The 17,650-nt window shown below is 57.3% G+C and carries 14 protein-coding genes and 4 pseudogenes; 16 read left to right on the top strand and 2 right to left on the bottom strand.

Annotated features, from left to right (window positions below; genetic code table 11):
* Nucleotides 1-78 precede the first annotated feature (78 nt).
* Both SJQ66_RS29165 and SJQ66_RS29160 read left to right on the top strand, forming a co-directional pair.
* A pseudogene (locus SJQ66_RS29165) lies at nucleotides 79-754 on the top strand (IS6 family transposase).
* A 111-nt stretch (nucleotides 755-865) separates the two neighbouring features.
* Nucleotides 866-1,566 (top strand): IS6 family transposase gene (locus SJQ66_RS29160; RefSeq protein WP_320534862.1). Its coding sequence is split into 2 segments (ribosomal slippage): nucleotides 866-953 and nucleotides 953-1,566, totalling 702 coding nucleotides; the frame shifts between segments, so codons are not numbered across the junction.
* Between the two features lie 1,395 nt (nucleotides 1,567-2,961).
* On the opposite strand, the gene SJQ66_RS29155 is transcribed toward SJQ66_RS29160, so the two are convergent.
* Nucleotides 2,962-4,023 carry a HoxN/HupN/NixA family nickel/cobalt transporter gene (locus tag SJQ66_RS29155; RefSeq protein ID WP_320534861.1) on the bottom strand — a complete coding sequence of 354 codons (1,062 nt, stop codon included), beginning with the start codon at nucleotides 4,021-4,023 and terminating at the stop codon, nucleotides 2,962-2,964.
* Nucleotides 4,024-4,375: 352 nt separating this feature from the next.
* Between SJQ66_RS29155 and SJQ66_RS29150 the strand changes: the two genes are divergently transcribed.
* The 7 genes and pseudogenes from SJQ66_RS29150 (at nucleotide 4,376) to SJQ66_RS29120 (ending at nucleotide 9,634) form a co-directional block, all read left to right on the top strand.
* Entirely contained in the window at nucleotides 4,376-4,756 is a 381-nt protein-coding gene (locus SJQ66_RS29150; protein ID WP_024906170.1) for a DUF2946 family protein, read from the top strand.
* A 102-nt stretch (nucleotides 4,757-4,858) separates the two neighbouring features.
* On the top strand, nucleotides 4,859-5,746 hold the full coding sequence (locus SJQ66_RS29145; protein WP_253466781.1) for a hypothetical protein: 888 nt from the start codon (nucleotides 4,859-4,861) through the stop codon (nucleotides 5,744-5,746).
* Nucleotides 5,747-5,775: 29 nt separating this feature from the next.
* Complete coding sequence (locus SJQ66_RS29140; protein ID WP_320534860.1) at nucleotides 5,776-6,138, top strand: copper resistance protein CopC; 363 nt, start codon at nucleotides 5,776-5,778, stop codon at nucleotides 6,136-6,138.
* 2 nt (nucleotides 6,139-6,140) lie between these two features.
* Nucleotides 6,141-7,043, top strand: coding sequence for a CopD family protein (locus tag SJQ66_RS29135; RefSeq protein WP_320534859.1), 903 nt, complete (start codon nucleotides 6,141-6,143; stop codon nucleotides 7,041-7,043).
* A gap of 508 nt (nucleotides 7,044-7,551) precedes the next feature.
* Nucleotides 7,552-7,746 (top strand): annotated as a pseudogene (locus SJQ66_RS29130) (transposase); the annotation flags it as partial.
* Complete coding sequence (locus SJQ66_RS29125) at nucleotides 7,710-8,369, top strand: IS5 family transposase (RefSeq protein ID WP_320534858.1); 660 nt, start codon at nucleotides 7,710-7,712, stop codon at nucleotides 8,367-8,369. The pseudogene SJQ66_RS29130 and the gene SJQ66_RS29125, both read left to right, overlap by 37 nt.
* Nucleotides 8,370-8,992: 623 nt before the next feature.
* Entirely contained in the window at nucleotides 8,993-9,634 is a 642-nt protein-coding gene (locus tag SJQ66_RS29120) for a hypothetical protein (protein ID WP_320534857.1), read from the top strand.
* A gap of 139 nt (nucleotides 9,635-9,773) precedes the next feature.
* On the opposite strand, the gene SJQ66_RS29115 is transcribed toward SJQ66_RS29120, so the two are convergent.
* Nucleotides 9,774-9,917: a hypothetical protein gene (locus tag SJQ66_RS29115; protein ID WP_320534856.1), complete on the bottom strand. Its 144-nt coding sequence runs from the start codon at nucleotides 9,915-9,917 to the stop codon at nucleotides 9,774-9,776.
* Here SJQ66_RS29115 and SJQ66_RS29110 point away from each other — a divergent pair.
* The 7 genes and pseudogenes from SJQ66_RS29110 to SJQ66_RS29080 all read left to right on the top strand — a co-directional run.
* Nucleotides 9,903-10,061, top strand: a pseudogene (locus tag SJQ66_RS29110) (IS6 family transposase); the annotation flags it as partial. The gene SJQ66_RS29115 and the pseudogene SJQ66_RS29110 overlap by 15 nt on opposite strands.
* Before the next feature lie 926 nt (nucleotides 10,062-10,987).
* Nucleotides 10,988-11,548 (top strand): annotated as a pseudogene (locus SJQ66_RS29105) (UDP-N-acetylglucosamine 1-carboxyvinyltransferase); the annotation flags it as partial.
* A gap of 68 nt (nucleotides 11,549-11,616) precedes the next feature.
* A complete protein-coding gene (locus tag SJQ66_RS29100; RefSeq protein ID WP_320534855.1) occupies nucleotides 11,617-12,333 on the top strand; it encodes an IS6 family transposase in 717 nt (238 codons plus the stop codon).
* 240 nt (nucleotides 12,334-12,573) lie between these two features.
* Nucleotides 12,574-13,221, top strand: a complete 648-nt coding sequence (locus SJQ66_RS29095; protein ID WP_320533911.1) for a hypothetical protein — start codon at nucleotides 12,574-12,576, stop codon at nucleotides 13,219-13,221.
* Entirely contained in the window at nucleotides 13,196-15,091 is a 1,896-nt protein-coding gene (locus SJQ66_RS29090; protein ID WP_320533910.1) for an integrase, read from the top strand. Before SJQ66_RS29095 ends, SJQ66_RS29090 begins: the two co-directional genes overlap by 26 nt.
* Before the next feature lie 14 nt (nucleotides 15,092-15,105).
* Complete coding sequence (locus SJQ66_RS29085; RefSeq protein ID WP_320533909.1) at nucleotides 15,106-16,092, top strand: ATP-binding protein; 987 nt, start codon at nucleotides 15,106-15,108, stop codon at nucleotides 16,090-16,092.
* 10 nt (nucleotides 16,093-16,102) lie between these two features.
* On the top strand, nucleotides 16,103-17,548 hold the full coding sequence (locus SJQ66_RS29080) for a hypothetical protein (RefSeq protein WP_320533908.1): 1,446 nt from the start codon (nucleotides 16,103-16,105) through the stop codon (nucleotides 17,546-17,548).
* Nucleotides 17,549-17,650 lie beyond the last annotated feature (102 nt).

The raw sequence follows: 17,650 nt of genomic DNA, 5'->3' as shown, positions 1-17,650 counted from the left end.
TGTCGCAATAAGGCGGTCTGTTATTCTGAATACCCCGAGCGAACGATGCGATCCATGAAGCAAAACCTGACTGCGGCGATGTCGAAAGTGTTTAAACGGCTCCACTATCCGCTGGACGTGATGCTCCTGTGTGTGCGTTGGTATGTTGCGTATCCGTTGAGCTTACGGCATCTCGAAGAGATGATGGCAGAGCGTGGGATTGCTGTGGACCATTCGACCGTTCATCGCTGGATGATCAAACTATTGCCGCTACTGAAAAAAGCGTTCCGGCGGTGCAAACGCACGGTGGGCAGAAGCTGGAGGATGGACGAGACCTACGTTCGAATCGGGGGGAGTGGCGATATCTGTACCGGGCTGTCGACAAAGCCGGTAACACGGTTGATTTTCTGCTACGAGCCCGCCGGAACAAGGCTGCCGCGCAGGCTTATTTCGAGAAGGCAATCGCGGTAAACCGCGAACCCGAGACCGTGACGATCGATAGAGCGGATCGAACCTCGCCGCGCTCAAAGCGATCAATGCCAAGCGGGAAATACCGATCAAAATTCGCCAGCACAAGTATCTAAACAACCTTGTCGAACAGGATCACCGCGCGATCAAACGTCGCACTCGGCCCATGATGGGCTTTAAGAGTTTTCGCTGCGCGCGCATCATCCTTGGTGGAATCGAGATCATGCACATGATTCGCAAAGGTCAGATGAACGGCTGCGATAAGGCACTCTCGCCCGCTCAGCAATTCAACTCCTTAGTTGTATAACTAATACTATACATATAGGCGTTTTTTCCACCACTCAGTTCTTATGGTTCTGGTGCAAATAGGCGGTGCGAATCGGTTAAAGTATTGAACCTAACAATCAGGTTATCGCTGATGGGCAAGCCAAAAGGTCAGAGCGGGCTGTTTGATGGCCGACATTTTGATCGCGAAATCATCATTCTGTGCGTGCGCTGGTACCTCGCTACAAGCTCAGCCGGCGCGATCTGGTGGAAATGATGGCCGAGCGCGGTTTATCGCTGGCTCATACCACCATCATGCGCTTTATCCCGGAGCTGGTTGAACGCTGGAACCGCATCGCGATCCCTGCGGGCGGCTCGTGGCGGGTTGATGAGACGTATATGAGGATTCGTGGCAAATGGTTCTACCTGTACCGGGCTGTCGATCGAGATGGCCAGACGGTGGACTTCTTCAGGGCCAAACGCGATGTCGCAGCAGCCGAAGCCTTTTTTCGCAAGGCGATCATGCACCAGGGGCAGCCACCAGAGACTATCACGCTCGATGGTTACGCTGCCTCGCACCGCGCGGTGCGGGAGAGGAAGGCCGATGGCCTGCTACCCGAATACACGAAGGTCCGATCCTCGAAGTATCTGAACAATATGATTGAGCAGGACCATCGAAACATCAAGTCCAGAACGCACGTGATGCTCGGCTTCAAGCGGTTCAGAAATGCCGTGGTAACGATTTCAGGCATCGAATTGATGCATCGCATTCGCAAGAGCCAGTTCGATCTGATCAAACTCGTCCTCAAGGATGCCGCTCTGCCTTCCGTATGGAGTGCTGCTCTGTCTTTTTGATCAGATATCCTACATATAATTACGTTCTCAACAATCTTACCTATTTGCACCAGAACCCGGTGGATAGTGCGGCCATCTAAACAGGTTTCCCATGCGCGGAGTCAGATTTTGTTTCAGGGATCGCATAGTTCAATTTGGATCTCCAGAATACGAAAGCGCGTTATTACGACAAAATCTCTATAGCATTAATCGTGAAAATCTAAAAGACTATTCATTTAGGCATTACGATAAAGATAAAAATAAATTTTTTGCATAGTATTATGCCGCGTGGAATTCGAACGCCTTACTTCGCATCCCGAGACCGCTGGCAAATACCTGCTGGCAGCAAAGGAAAAATACAAACTGCCGTTCAAGTCTGTTTTTGGTAATACTGATCCTAAGCCCGGGCTGTAAATCGGAAAACCGGGTCATCTGCGCCATGACAGTTCATTTGGTGTACCGTTTTCCACCAGCATCAAGCAACTTAATCGAGGCTTATCCTTTGAAGCGTTTATCATTGGTTCTGTTAGCTTTCCTCGCTAGCTGCGCTAGCTCTGGCGTCGTTCCTCTCGATAATGACAGGTTTATGATTTCTAAGAATACGGCAAAATTCGGCGGTGGTATTTCAGCGTCTGCCGCGTCCGAGGTAAACAAAGAAGCGAGCGACTTCTGCGCCAGGGAAGGGAAAAAAGTACAGGCCGTTGATCTGCAACTAACCCCCGGCCGTGCAGGCTCGTTGGGAAATGTAACCCTCCAATTTCGATGTATCTGATTTAACATAATTATATTTTAGCAATCCTTTTGGTGTAGAAAATTTTTAGTAATGTCTGGTTTTCCTCAAACGGACCCCGTCCAGTAGCTATCTGCACCTTTGCAGCCACCGTAACGAGCGCCGGTTAGCGGTCAAAAGAAATTCTGAGCCGTACCCTATTTCGGACGCCAGCTGACCTTTGTTTGTCTGTCTGTCCGTCAGCGGTCGCTGGGGGAGTAGGTAGCGAGTGACGCAAATGGCCGGGGATCCGGCAGTTCACTGCGATACTGCAGTCGACAGCTATTCGGCCGAAACGGTCGCTCAGTGTGAGCGCTACCAATGTCTAAAGCGGGCTAGCAAGCGGTCGTTAATGATATGGCAGGTGAAAATCGCGGACGGCGGTCGCTTATCGACCCTGAGCGGTTTTATCCAGCCTCCTGATGCGGCGGCCGTTTGCCTGCGCAGACCGGGCACTCGAACCATCAATGCGGACTCACCTTCGTTAACGAAGCGGTTCTATAAACCAACCAAACACCGGCGCGCCGTCCCTGTGCTTTTCGCCCGGCAGCTGCGAAAGGCTGCCCGTCGAGCCACATGGTTTATCGTGTGACTTGGAGGCAACTAGAGCGCGGAGGCACCTTCGTTCACCTGCGGCATGAGTCCGATCAGACTTGCTGACTCGTCTGCACCTCGTCAAGACGCCTCATTCTGTAAATGATGAGCGAGGCTATCCAGCTCAGCACAAAGATGCCAATGATGATGTAGCCGAGCGTGCCGAAGTTGTCGTTGAGCGAACCAATTGCGTTCCACACTGGACCTTTCAGAGCGAACTGGTCTGCGAGCAGTCCGAGTGCCTCAATACCGCCGATCACCACTGCGACCACAATCGAAACGAGTGTGATCGTCATGTTGTAGTAGATCTTACGCAAGGGTTTCTCGTAGGCCCAACCATAGGCACCCAGCATCAGATGGCCGTCGAGCGTGTCGACGAGGGACATCCCTGCGCTAAAGAGTACCGGAAAGACCATGATGGCCCACGGCGAAAGGCCCTTTGCTGCCTGAGTCGCTGCGATGCCGAGCAGACTGATTTCGGTTGCGGTATCGAAACCGAGACCGAACAGGAATCCGATTGGATACATGTGCCAGCCATGCGTCACGAGGCGAAAAAGCGGGCGGAAGAGGCGGGCAATGAGCCCCCGGTTTGCGAGAAGCATATCGAAGTCGTCATCGATATACGAGCCGCCTGCGCGGACATGCTTCCACGCGCGAAAGATGCCGCGCAGGATCAGGAAGTTCATGAGCGCGAGTGCGAAAAGGAAGAATGCCGAAACGAGCGTGCTGACTATTCCGCCAATTTCCTTGAAGTTGTCGAACCGTCCCTGAAGGGCAGACGTTGTCAGTGCGACGGCAACTGCGGCGAGCACTACCACTGTCGAATGGCCGAGCGAAAAGAAGAAGCCAACGGCGACGGGGCGCTTCCTTTCCTGCATCAGCTTGCGCGTCACGTTGTCGATGGCCGCAATGTGGTCGGCGTCGACGGCATGACGTAGCCCGAAGCCATACGCGAGCAAGGCCGTCCCAAGCAGAACGGGGTACGCGTGAAAGGCAACGAGTGCCCACACCCACGCGAGTACGTTGATGGCGATGAGCACGCCGTAAATGCCGAACAACTTGCTGCGGACTTTCGAGTCCGAGTCGTTGAAAATCTGGCGTAGATGGTCAAGCATCGTGAAACTCCCGGAATTATCGCGTTCCGTGTCAGGGTGAAGGATGACACTGAGAGGTCTGGCTCCGGGAAAGTGACCGATATTCGGCTTCCCCCGATACAGTGGCGCGACCGCGCCGGAATCTCACCGGCTTCCCGCAGTGTCCGTGTTTAGGCATGGCCAGATGCGCTTATACATCGCTGATACCGAAAAGTCGATTGCTTCGTGGGGCGTACGGATTCAGTAAGCGTCCCCGAATGCTTTCGCATTGCTTCTATTTTCGGGCTCGGATAATCCGCTGGATCACAGCGGAGGATCATTTCCCTGGCGTGGCATAATCCATAGCCTCCGCTTTCCATTTAATACGCGCGCCATGTACCGCGTTCGCCTCCATCGCCTTGGCTGCCTGCTGGGATTGCTTGCAATCCTGTTGGTGACGCTCGCGCCGGTGGTCTCGCAGGTGCTCGCGTCGCATCACCGTCTCAGTGATGCGCTGGCTACCTATTGCTCAGCCGATGACAAAGTTGGGTCGTCGACACATGACAGCAAGCCTGCGCACGGAGTTGCTCCGCATTGGCAGGCCTGCGCTTATTGCAGCGTGGTCGGGCATGTCCCGACGCTGCCCGGCACCGCGGCTGGGCTCGCCGCACCGCTCGCCGCAAAGACGATGCCGGTCACCGTTGCGTCGGTCGCCGTTCGTGCTGGTGTAATCCACACGGTAGCGCAACCCAGGGCGCCCCCGGTCTTCTCCTGATCCCGTTTATGACTTGCAAATCTGCCGCTTTGCGCTTGCCGCAAGCGGCAGCTTGTCGCGCTTCTGCGCCACAGCATCGAACGACAACTGGAGATAACCAATATGCGAACCTTTATCAGTCGCTATGCGCCCCCGGCACGCTGCGCGCTGCTGGCCACCATTGCCTGCCTGGCCCATGCTTCCCCTGGTCATGCGCACGCCATCGCGGGCGACCGCGTATTTCCCTCCACGCTTTCCGTCGACGACCCAGGCGTTGGCGACGAAGCCAACCTCGAATTCGGGCACCAGCGTGTGCCGGGCGACGTCGGCGACCAAAGTATCAACAGCTTTAGCTTCGAGTACGACAAGCTCATCACGCCGCGGCTCGCCTTCTCCGTGGACGGCAGCTACGTCATGCAGAACAACCCGACGGCGCGCGGTTTCGACAACTTCGGCGTGGGCCTGAAGTACTTGCTCTACGTGAACGACGCGCATGAGTTCATGACGTCAGTGGGCGTGAACGCCGAACTCGGCGACACGGGCAGCCGCGCGATCGCCGCCAACTTCTCGACGATCTCACCCACGATCTTCGCCGGCAAGGGCATGGGCGACCTGCCCGACTCGCTCGCGTGGCTGCGGCCCGTCGCCATCACCGGCGAGGCGGGGCCATCGTTCACGACGGGCAGCGGCCAGCCGAACTCGTTCGACTACGGCTTCACGTTTCAGTACAGCCTGCCCTACCTCCAGCAGCACGTGCACGACCTCGGCTTGCCGCAGCCGTTGTCCAACCTGATCCCCCTGGTCGAAGTGCCCCTGTCGAGAAGCCAGGGACAAACAACGGGAACTGTCAACCCCGGCTTCATCTGGATGAACCGCTACGGCCAGCTCGGCATCGAAGCGCAGATACCGATCAACCGGGCAAGCGGGTCGCACGTCGGCATCCTCGCGCAGGTACACATCTTCTTCGACGATGTCGCGCCGCGCACGATCGGCAAGCCACTTTTCCAGTAAGCCCGCACATTCACACACGGAATACCGCCATGAAACTCGCTACTTTGCGCACGACTGTCGCCACGGTCGCGTTGCTGACCGCCCCCCTCGCGTGGGCGCACGCTTATCCGAAGCATCAGGAACCGCCCGCGGGATCGACCGCGCCGGCCACGCTCAACGCCGTCGTGATCGACTTCGACGACGGGCTTGAGCCCGCGTTCAGTTCCATCGACGTGAAAGACGCGCAGGGCAAGTCCGTTATCCGCGAGAAAGCCAAGGTCGATGCGAACGACAACAAGCGCATGTCGGTGGGCCTCACTCCGTTGACGCCAGGCGTCTATACGGTTGCATGGGTGGCTGTCGCTGCGGACGGGCATCGCACGCAGGGGCACTACCAGTTTACGGTGAAGTGACCGTGGAGCCGCTCGTCGCCACGCAGATCGCCGTAGCAGCCGTGCAGAACGTGCTATTCGCGACGGCAGCCGGTTCCCTGGCTTGCGAGGCAGTGGGGAGCCGCAGCGGTATCGGCGCGCCGACCGCACTGCGCGGCTGGCAGGCGGGTCTCTCGATGGTGTTGGCACTCACGACCCTCGCGTACCTGTGGCTGCAGGCAGCCGTAATGAGCGGCTCGCCACTTGCCGATGCAGGCGCCGCTGTCATTGCCGTGCTCACGCAATCGCACTACGGGGTTGCGTGGTCGGTGGGGTTCGTCGGTGCGCTGCTGGCGACGCTGAGCCGACTTTCCGACCGTCGCGGGCTGCCGCTGTTCATCGCGGGCCTGGTCGCTTGGGCCGCGGGCAAGGCCGCGGCCAGCCACGCGGCCGATGCGGGCGACTTATCGGCGCGTGAAGCCATCCATGTCGCACATCTGTGCGCGACAGCACTGTGGGCCGGTAGCGTGATCGTCGCCGCAATTATGCTCCGACGCTCAACGACCGCTCACGCAACGACCGAAAGAATGGCAGCTTTCTGCGGTGAGCTATCGTACCTGGCGACGGCTGCGCTCGTCGTCGTGCTGGTCACCGGTTTATACAACGTGATGCAGGACACCGGGCAGGCAGACGTGCGGCTCTTCACGATGCCCTGGGGCCGGATACTTGCCGCGAAGCTCGTGTGCGTCGCTGCGGCCGTGGGATTGGGTGGCTGGAACCGGCTGGTGGTTCTTCCCGAACTTCGCGCGCAGGCGCATCAGGACGGCTCTGCTGTTATGGCCACACAGGAGCGCTTCCACGCGTTGCTGTTCGTCGAGGCGCTCGCCATGCTGGCCATTCTTGCGATCGCAGCCGTACTGGGGCATACGTCTCCGACAGGAGGTTGATGCTTGCCGAATCGCAGAGATATCACAATGTCCAACCATGGCCGATGAGCAGCCGTTCGATGAAACGACGCGAGCGTCTCTTCGTGGCCGTTCCCAGCCCCAGCGGACGCGCTTCAACAATTCTCTGTAGATTATCCGATATCGGCCTGGAAACGACGTTCACCCGATGACGCTGGTGGACATTCGAGCGTCGGTGGCACACCGAAAGCGGTCTGAACCTCCTCCGGTCGACGGCGGTTCCCCGGCCTGCGCAGTCATTCCGCTGGCTACCGTTCAACGGCAGATGAGCACGTGGAGCGGAGATAGTTGTAGCCTAGCCAGCTTTACTCTGAACGAAAAAGCCTAATCCCAAAATGCAGGCGACCGGCTACCCCGGTCCGTGATGACGCGGTTCAACTGGTCGGTGACTGTCGCCTCTAAGAGGCCGTTTCAAAAAGACCGCGAGGGGGCTGTTAACCTTTTCGGCAAACTGTTAACCTTGGTCGTCTGAAAAACTGGAACCAGGGGGATGGGTGCACCGATCATTGATGACGAACTGTGGGCATTGATAGAACCTTTGCTGCCCCCGCCAAAGCCACGCCGCAAGAAATACTCAGGACGGCTCCCGGTTTCCAACCGGGCTGCACTGAACTGCATCTTGTTCGTATTCAAGACCGGGATACGCTGGTGCGACCTCTCGACCAAACTCGGATTCGGCTCTGGGCCGACCTGCCGGAGGCGTTTGCGCGACTGGCAAAGGGCCGGCGTGTGGAGCGCGTTGCACGCACTGCTGCTGGCGAAGTTACGCGAGCTCGGCGAACTCGATTTCTCACGAGCGGCGGTCGATTCATCTTCGGTGCGAGCCGTTGGGGCGGGCAAAAAGCTGGCCCGAACCCCACCGATCGCTCGCGACCAGGTTCGAAGCATCACATCCTCGTCGATGCCAATGGCTTCCCCGTCAGTGCCATCCTGACTGGCCCGAATCGCAACGACGTTACCCAGTTGCTGCCGCTCATCGACGCTATCCCGCCCATTCCCGGCGTACGCGGTCGACCGCTTCGCAAGCCCAAAGTCATCTACGCAGATCGTGGATACGACTGCGAGCCGCATCGCGAGCGGCTTCGTGCGCGCGATATCGAACCGGTGATCGCCAGGCGCCGTACCGAACACGGCAGCGGACTCGGCAAATTCCGCTGGGTAGTCGAGCGTACGCACGCATGGCTGCACAATTTTCGTCGTCTTCGCATTCGCTTCGAGCGTCGAGCCGACATTCACGAGGTATTCCTTAAACTTGGTTGCCCGCTCGTATGCTGGAACATCTTCAGACGTGCCGAGCAGTCTTTTTGAAACGGTCTCTTATTGCGACAGAACCCGGCAACGTCTTTCGTGAAATTCGTTCAATTTTCACCGGCGTTTCTGGCAGATTTTTCATCCGAGAATCTTACCGCAGCTCGTTCTTGCGACAGAACCAGATGCGTACTCAAGGGTTGGGCGGGCGCGTCAATTTCGTCTTGGGACTCAAGATTTCGCTATAGGGCACAGCGCAATCGCTAGATTGCTCCAAAGTACGGACAAGCTGATTTAGTTTTGACTATTTTAAAATGTCGGATGTGTATGCGGAAGGTTCTAGGATGAAACTGAAGAAACTCATGTCTGATTGCACAACCTAGATCAGCGTTTCCCTATCTCGCCCCGATAGCAGATTTTGAAAAATGCCTCTCAACAGATCCAGTTCATCACGTTCGTCAGTCGTGCAGGAGTATTCGCCACTTTCTGATGTGAGAGATTCTCGACTTGATGCGATCGTGGGTGATTCCGCGCCTAGTCGGCTCGCTGTATCCAAAAAGATCTTCGAAGCTATGGGCGTCGCTAGCCGAGTGGTCAAAAAGACTGGCTATGAAACCTTCCCGGATGGACCCGCCAATCAAGAAGCGGCTATCTGGTCGAGCGGGGGGCGGAGTTGGACGCGAATGAAGCTCGCGCGTGACATAATCAAGGGTGGGCACTGCGCCAACGAGGCCGAGGAAATCAAGACGGTCAAGGAAATGGGCGGCGGCAGCTGCGGCGAACATCGTCGACTGTCAGCGGCGGAGCTTCGTCAGATGCATCGCACCATGCCAGTGTTTCAGGTCAAGGAATCGAATGAAGACCACCACTACGTCATCATAGGTGATTGGCGGGACCGGGAAGTCGGTAATCACGCGGTCGTGGTTGACCCCTGGACAATGATCAAAAAGGTTTATACATACGGCGAGCGGATTAATACCACCGAGCCAATTCGTCTTTTCACCACGCCCCCCGGGCCGCCCGAACCCAACGAAGCACTTTCCGAAGCACTTTCCGCAAGCCCAGCCGATAATTCTCGAATGGATCGCTTCACGAAGATGAGAGTGAAGCGCCCGGCAGGCCCCGAAGCTGCCGAGTCGATTATTCGGGGGTTACGAAATAACGGTGACGTGTGGGATCAAGCTGCTGGAACGAGGAACGTCTATACGGAATATGTTGCACCAGATGGGCGTGTCTCGGCGTTCAACGATGTGCCGGCTGACTACCTCGATCGCTACCTCGAAGCTAAAGAGAAACTGAGTTACACCTTTCCCCTACGATGCTAGGTGTACGGTCCCGAATTTTCATGGTGAAATTCGCGCTTACGGAAAATCAGCTCGACTCACGACGCTTCAATAGCGGCGTGACGGTTGTGGTGCAAATAGGTAAGAGTGTTGAGAACTTTCTTACCTGTAGGATATCTTATCAAGCAGAGACGACTGCATTCCATACGGCAGGCAGAGCGGCATCTTCGATACCGAGTTTGGTCAGATCGAACTGAATTGTCACGTTGTCGAGGCGTTCGGGTAAGTTTGGCACAGGAAAACCTCGTCTATCTACGGCGGCCATCGTTTCCCACCTGCCGTCATCAGCCTTGCGGTGCGCTGGTACTTTCGCTTCTCGCTGAGCTTGCGCGACATAAAGGAATTATTGCTCGAGCGCGGCGTGATCGTCAGCTACGAATCGATACGGCGATGGTTCGATAAATTCGGGCATTGTCACGTTAGCGGTCGTTGGCCGGAAAAGCGCGGGTACACGGTGCGTTAGAGGGTAGCCATTGCGGATCGTCCGGATCGCAGATGGCCGCTAAGATTAGCACAAGAAAAATCTGGCCTTACTGCGTTAATTAGCAATAAGCGGCGGCACTTTCATAACTAAAAGACTTATGATAGAAATTCTCGCTTACCTTGTTCGAGGCCCTTCACTACGAGAACCGTTGTCATTGCGCTCTCAATCGTTGGGTCCGGGTGTTTGTGCCTAGAGCAGCCCCTTGCTTTTTTGATTTGTACAGGGCGGTTGCATACTCTAAATCCTCATCGGTTGGCGCGTCCGCTCTCCAGACGCCTTCACCATTTGCAATGGCTAGGGCGGCTTTTGCGCACCATTCACACCTGTTAATAAAGTCAAGTTGTTGTTGCTGGGTAAGATTATGATGTGACATGTCGAAAATCTTCAGTGATGTATAAAATTAATATTCCTATACTATTTAACATAAAATTAATTAGCATCCCAAAACATGTAGGTGCCGCGGGGAAATGTCGGGTTTTTCTCATTCAAAGTGCGTCCCATAGCTCTCTGCACCTCTACAGCGACCGTAGTAAGTGCCGGTTAGCGGCCAGAAGATTTCCAGAGCCGTACCCTGTTTCGATCAGTGGGGGACTATTGTCTGTCCGTCAGTGGTCGCTGGGAGAGTAGCTAGCGAGTGACGCAAATGGCCGAAGATCGGGAAGTTCGCTGCGATACTGCAGTCGGCAGCCAGTCGGCCTGAACGGTCCCTCGGCACTCGGGCAGCCAATGACCGAAATGAGCGACTTAACGGTTGCACCCTCGCCGTCGCACCCAGCGTAAGCTGCTGCCGTGCACCCTTCTGTAATGGCATCATAACGACCCACGTCCACCTATCTCCAAACGTTCCTAACATGTCCAACCTGATCGTCCACGGTGGCTCGCCACTGCGCGGGGAAATTAATCCTTCCGCTAACAAGAACGCTGTCCTGCCGATCCTCTGTGCGACCCTGCTCACAGATCAACCAGTGCGCCTCATCGGAATACCGGAGATCACCGACGTCCTAAAGATTCTCGACATATTTCGCTTGCTCGGTAGCGAAGTGTCGGTGAATTATTCGACCGGTATTCTTGAGCTGCATCACCGCGCGACCGCATTCGATCCGGCCACGCACAGGCTCCCCGAGGAAATGCGCTCGTCGATCATGTTGGTACCGCCGCTTCTCGCGCGTTTCGGTGTGGCGCGGCTCGAGAGCGACGTGAAGGGATGCACGCTCGGCGTGCGCGAGATCGACCCACATGTGGAAGTATTCGAGCGGTTCGGCGCCCGAGTGGCGCGCACCGACGATGCGTTGATTGTGAGCAACGACGCACAGATGGCCGCGAACGATCACTGGCTGGACTATGCATCTGTGACGACGACCGAGAATTTTGCGCTGTGCGCGGCAGCCGCGGAAGGCACGTCGACGCTCGTGAAGGTTCTGGTGCAAATAGGCGGTGCGAATCGGTTAAAGTATTGACCCTAACAATCACGTGAACGCTGATGAGTAAGCCAAAAGGTCAGAGCGGGCTGTTTGATGGCCGACATTTTGATCGCGAAATCATCATTCTGTGTGTTCGCTGGTACCTTCGTTACAAGCTCAGCCTACGCGATCTGGTGGAAATGATGGCTGAGCGCGGTTTATCGCTGGCTCACACCACCATCATGCGCTGGGTGAAACGCTTTACCCCAGAGTTCGTTAAACGCTGGAACCGATTCGCGATCCCTTCGGGTGGCTCGTGGCGAGTCGACGAAACCTATATAAAGATTCGTGGCAGATGGGTCTACCTGTACCGGGCTGTCGATCGAGATGGCCAGACGGTGGACTTCTTACTCGGGACCAAACGCGATGTCGCAGCAGCCAAAGCCTTTTTTCGCAAGGCGATCAAGCATCAGGGAAAGCCACCAGAGACTATCACGCTCGATGGTTACGCTGCCTCGCACCGCGCGGTGCGGGAGATGAAGGCCGATGGCATGCTGCCTGAACACACGAAGGTCCGATCCTCGAAGTATCTGAACAATATGATTGAGCAGGACCATCGAAACATCAAGTCCAGAACGCACGTGATGCTCGGCTTCAAGCGGTTCAGAAATGCCGTGGTAACGATTTCAGGCATCGAATTGATGCATCGCATTCGCAAGGTCCAGTTCGATCTGATCAAACTCGTCCTCAAGGATGCCGCTCTGCCTGCCGTATGGAATGCAGTTCTGTCTTCTTGATCAGATATCCTACATGTAAGAACATTCTCAACACTCTTACCTATTTGCACCAGAACCCTTCTCGCTGACATCTGTCAAACGAACTAAACATGGAACCTTGATCTGGACTGAAACCCGCGCCAGACAGGCAACTCTCCGGTCTGAGTTCCAATTTTGTGTCAATTTTGATTGACTTAAAGTTGGAACTTCGCATGAAATTGAACTAAAGTTGAAGCATTCTGGACGTTCCAACTTTATGTCATGACCAGCCCGATTCCCTTGCCCATTCGGCGCCTTCCCAGACAGACCCTCCATCATGCCTGGGCACCAAAACTGCGACGTCCGATTCTTTTCTCCTCGGTAATGCAGCTTCGCCTGTGGATCATTCTTGAGGCAAATCCCGGGGTATCGAGCTACTGTGAGCGGCCTGCACTATCCGTCGAGGCCGTGACGGAGCCGTTAGCTGACTTCTGGATCATGCGTGACGGCAGGGAGCGGTGGCTGAGCGTTGATGATAGTGCCGACGCACAGGACGAAGCACACAAACCGCAACCCGCCGCGCTAACCGGCCGGTCCGCGCCAGATGTCGAAATCATTTCCACGAAGGAAATCGAACGTCATCGCATCTGGATCCAAAACTGGATGCTATTGCTTCCCTATCTGGCGACAGGTGCACATTTGATCGAACCTACATTGCTCGCGAACGTCGTCGAGTTTTTTGAACGTTCCGCGACAGTGGATGAAGCGGAACAGGGCTTTCCCCGTATCGACCCGGTGCTTGTCCGAACGGCGGTCATCGCCGGACTGCATGGCGGTCAGCTCATCAGTCCAGATCTGGTCACGCTTGCGTTCAGCCGGCACACACGGGTGAACCGATATCATCGTGAGCAAACGCATGATGCGCAGTGACATTCCCGAACAACTGGCAGATTGCAGCGCGTGGCCCGGGGTCGATCCATCGGCAATTGATCCTGCTCGCCTACTGGTCTACCAGAAACGCGAAGGTGCCATCCAGGCGTACCTGCGTGGCACGCCGCCTGCCGAGCTGAAGCGGCAGTTCGACATCAACCGGAGCACACTGACGCGGCTTCTGAAGCGGTGTCTTGCGCCCCATCCCGATGGCAGGATCCAGGGCTTTCGCGCGCTCATTCCGCATTCCCGAACGAAAAGCTACCGCCGTATTGCGCCAGCGATTCGGCGCTCACAGCGCGGGGGTCTTACTGGCGCCTTGGGGCAGTTGTTCGAACGGCTGCCTCAACTGGCCCAGATTCTGGAGCGCGAAGTCGGTGCTGGTACGCTAGGTATTGCAAAGAACGGAAGGCTCTATGGGCTACGAAATATTCAGTCAAAGCTGATCGCCGCCTGCCGGGAAGCCGGTCTGGGCACACAGGCCTATCCCTTCAGCCAGGATGAGATGGGATACCGGTCATTGGCGCGCTGGGTGAAACGCCGCCTCGAAGCGAGGGTACCGGTACGACGCATGGACAGTCGCGAGTGCGCCTGGGAAACCACCATCCGTCCGTTTTCCGTGGTTGAACTGGATGGCCACAAGCTGGACCTGCGGCTGAGGGTTCGTTTTACTGAACCCTCCGGCATCAGCGTCGATCTTGAAACGGAGCGTTTGTTTGTAGTTACGCTGATCGATGTCTGCACCCGCATCGTGCTAGGCTGGCAGGTCGTGCCCGCGCCCGAATACAACCACCACGATGTACTTGCGGCGATGCAGGACGCACTGCGTCCACGCCGCAAACGTGACCAGCTACTCATTACCGGGCTGACCTATCGTCCGGGGGCCGGTTTCGCGTCGGAAGCCTGCCCGGAAGTCGCCGGCGCATGCTGGGATGTCCTGAAAGTCGATAACGCGGCGGCACACTTGAGCGAGGAAACTTTCCTTCCGGCCTGCAGGTTCATCGGTTGCCGGCTGGAAGCCGGGCCTGTCGGGCAACCAACGACACGACCCTTCATCGAGCGTTTTTTCCTGACGCTGACGGACCGCATGTCCAGACAGGTGGTTGGCACCACCGGTCGCAACTCGGAGGATCCGGCGGGCAAGCGCGGCAGACGCGTAACCGTGGAACAGCTGATCACCCTGCCCGAGCTCGAGGAGTTGCTGGATGTGACCATCGCGAACTATCACGCAACGCCACACGACGGCCTGAACGGACGCACGCCGCTGGAAGCGCTGCAACTGGCCATCGACTATCAGCAGACTGCCGTGCGTACGTTGCCCCAGTTGCTGCGCGCCCGGCTGCACCAATTGCAACCGGTTCATCTGTGCGCGGTACGAGGCAGCGTGGCACGTGGCGTCGCGCCCTATATCAGCCTTTACGGCGCGAGGTACAGCAACGAGGTCCTGCAGCGCACGGCCGGGCTCAGCGGTGAAAAAATTCGCGTCTATCCGAATCCTGCCGACATGCGCGAGGCGTGGGCCTATTTGCCCAACGGTGCCGAGCTCGGCCATCTCAGCGTTCTTGAGGGCTGGCGCTACAGCCGGCATACCATGCGGGTGCGCAAGCATATCCTGCGACAGCGGCGGCTGGGCAAGCTCAAGTTTGCCGGCGAGCAGAATCCGGTACAGGTGTTCTCCGAAGCCCAGCGTAACATCAGAAAACGCGGCCGCAAACAGGCCACTGCCATCATGCAACTTTCGCAGCAGCCCGCAGATGACGGGCCGGATAGCGCGTCGGCGGTTGCGTCCCAGACGCCCACGCGTTGTCGCCAGGCAGATGTCGTGGTAATGCCCGTTGATCTGGGGGATCTGAAGGTACAAAACCGCTGACAGGGAGAACCTGCATGTCCGACGACATTCGCCGTCCCATCGCCTACGACGAACATCCGCTTTTCCGGCGCAAGTATCGGGTTCCCACGCCCTCCATCGCTGCCTTTCGCAAGCTCATCGATGAATGTCTGTTTCTCTACATCACCGGGGCTCTGATTCACGGTCGCCCCCGTATCGGGAAGACTTACGCCATCGAATTCCTGCGCCAGGATCTTGAACGGCGATATCCGAAAACCTCCGTGTATGTGTTGCGCTGCCCGCGCTCACAAACGGCCTCCGAGAACAACTTCTTTTCGGCACTGTTGCATGCCGTCAAGCATCCCGCGCAAAGCGGTGCGTCCCGGGCGGCACTGCGTGGGCGTCTGCTGCACAAGCTGCGACAGGTGGCCGAGAACAAGGGGGACGATCGTGTCATCCTGTTCGCAGACGAAGCGCAGAACCTGCGTGAAATCGAATACGAATGGCTGCGTGACCTGCACGATGAGATGGAGAGCAACGCGTTGCGGCTGTTCACTTTTCTAGTGGGGCAACCGCAGTTGCTCGCACAGAAGTCTGTCTTCCAGGCGCAGGACAAGCAGCAGATTGTAGCGCGATTCATGGTCGAGGAGCTCGCGTTTCGGGGTATTGTCAGTGCAGCCGAATGTGCGGCCGTTCTCGCGACCTATGACAGCGGCGAATGTCCCGCGAACTCGGGCTGGAGCTATGCGCGATTCTTCGTTCCCAGGGCGTACGCAGCGGGGCTGCGTCTGGCAGAATCTGCAACCCGTTTGTGGGATGCATTCGAGGACGCACACATCAAGGCGAATCTGGAAGGCCCGGTGGATGTGCCCATGAAATACTTCACCGCCTCGGTCGAAGCCGCGCTCCTGCTCGGTTCATCCCGCGACAGCGAAACCCTGAAGTTCGACACGCTCTTCTGGAACGAGATGGTCGAACAAAGTCGTTATGTGCTGGGGCAAAAGGCAGGTCGGCCGATACTGTCCGCCATCACACCGCGCTGAGCCTCGCGTCATGACTACCACGGTCGCTATACCGCCCGACTGGAGCGATCACGCCTGGCAACCGCTGGTGTTGCCTACGCATATTGACCAGGCGCGCTATACGACCCGTCCCGACTGGAGCAGCGATGGCGAATCCATGTGGATGCGGGTGTCGAAATTCTCGCTGTTCAACCGGCTGCCGCTGCACGCGCTGGCAAGCCTCGTTGCCGTACGCGCCAGTGAAGCCAGTAGTGGGGGCGTGGATTTTCGGCGTGCCGACCGGTTTGTTCCCTCCCGACTTTGTAGCCTGCTTGAGATTGCGGAGGCGGCCGTGCCGAACGGATTCTGTCTGCCCTCGGCCCACCCGGCACTGACATGGGCGGCCACCGAATTGCGCTATTGTCCCGGGTGTCTTGAACAGGGGTTTCACGCGGCGTGGTTTCAGTGGCGATTCGTCGAACGATGCCCGACACATGGGTCCCGCTTGCGCAGTGGCTGCCACAAATGCGCGGCGGTCATACCGTATGCGCTCGACAGCAGTCTGACAAGGCACCCTTTATCGTGCTCCCACTGCGGCACGTTCTGGGTGCGGCAACTCAATCGTCCCGCCGGCCGCTGCGTACCCGTCAAAGGCCGACTGGCCCGAATCTTCAAACGTTGGCAGATCCATCTCGCCGATGCGATGATGCCGGTCATCGCCACGCCGTTTCCGTCATGTGCTCCCGCCACCGGAAAAGTCGCGCGTCAACGGGCTGCAGGCATCGAGATCCGGATGACAGGACTAGCCCGCTGCATCCAGATGCTGAACCGGCTTTACGATGTACCGCCCCCCTCACTTGTGGAGCTATCCGGGCGGTATCGCGTCGAGCTCGACATGGTTGAAAAAATCCGACCTGCTCCGTCACCAGGCGAAGGCAGCGGAGCGGAAGTGATTGCCTGGGCCAGCGCCGACTGGCCGCATTTTGATAACGATTTTCGGGAATACGAGCGGGTTCTGAAGCATGTCGGTCGCGACCTCTTTGGGGATACCTGCCGGATTGCCCTGACGCGTCTACCCCTGCCAGACCGCTACGGCGCGATGGTCATCCACACCCAGGACGTGAATGCCGATCTGGCCACGGCGCTGGGCTGGTCAATCAGTTGGTACGGCTTCTCGCGCACATTCGCACCAGAACGCGAGCCCCACATGCCGGCCATGGGCCTGACCGGGTGGCTGGCCCATGCACCACACCGTCCCGCTGAATGTCCTCCTGAGCAGTGGAGGGAGCAGATGTCCGCGTGGCTGGCGCACGATCTGGCCAGATCCGCCCGCGCGTGGACGCGCATCGTGCGGTTCATGCGTGCCCGAGAAAAATATCTGTTTCACGCGCTACTCATGCGACCGGCAGAACTGGCGCGCCTGCACTCGCCTTTTCAGGACGGTACACCATCCTGTTACACTCGAAAAAATTTCGAAGAAATCGATGTAGTGAGATAATTCACGTTATCGCGTTATTCATTTTTTGGATGAAAAGTTAACACCATCGAAACGCGTCACCCCCAGGAGCCCGCAGGGCAGGGTTTCCCCGATGTCGACGAG

Source organism: Robbsia andropogonis, assembly GCF_034047095.1.
Taxonomy (GTDB): domain Bacteria; phylum Pseudomonadota; class Gammaproteobacteria; order Burkholderiales; family Burkholderiaceae; genus Robbsia; species Robbsia andropogonis.
The sequence above is the reverse complement of the archived record's forward strand: the minus strand, read 5'-3'. Positions and strand labels throughout refer to the sequence as shown.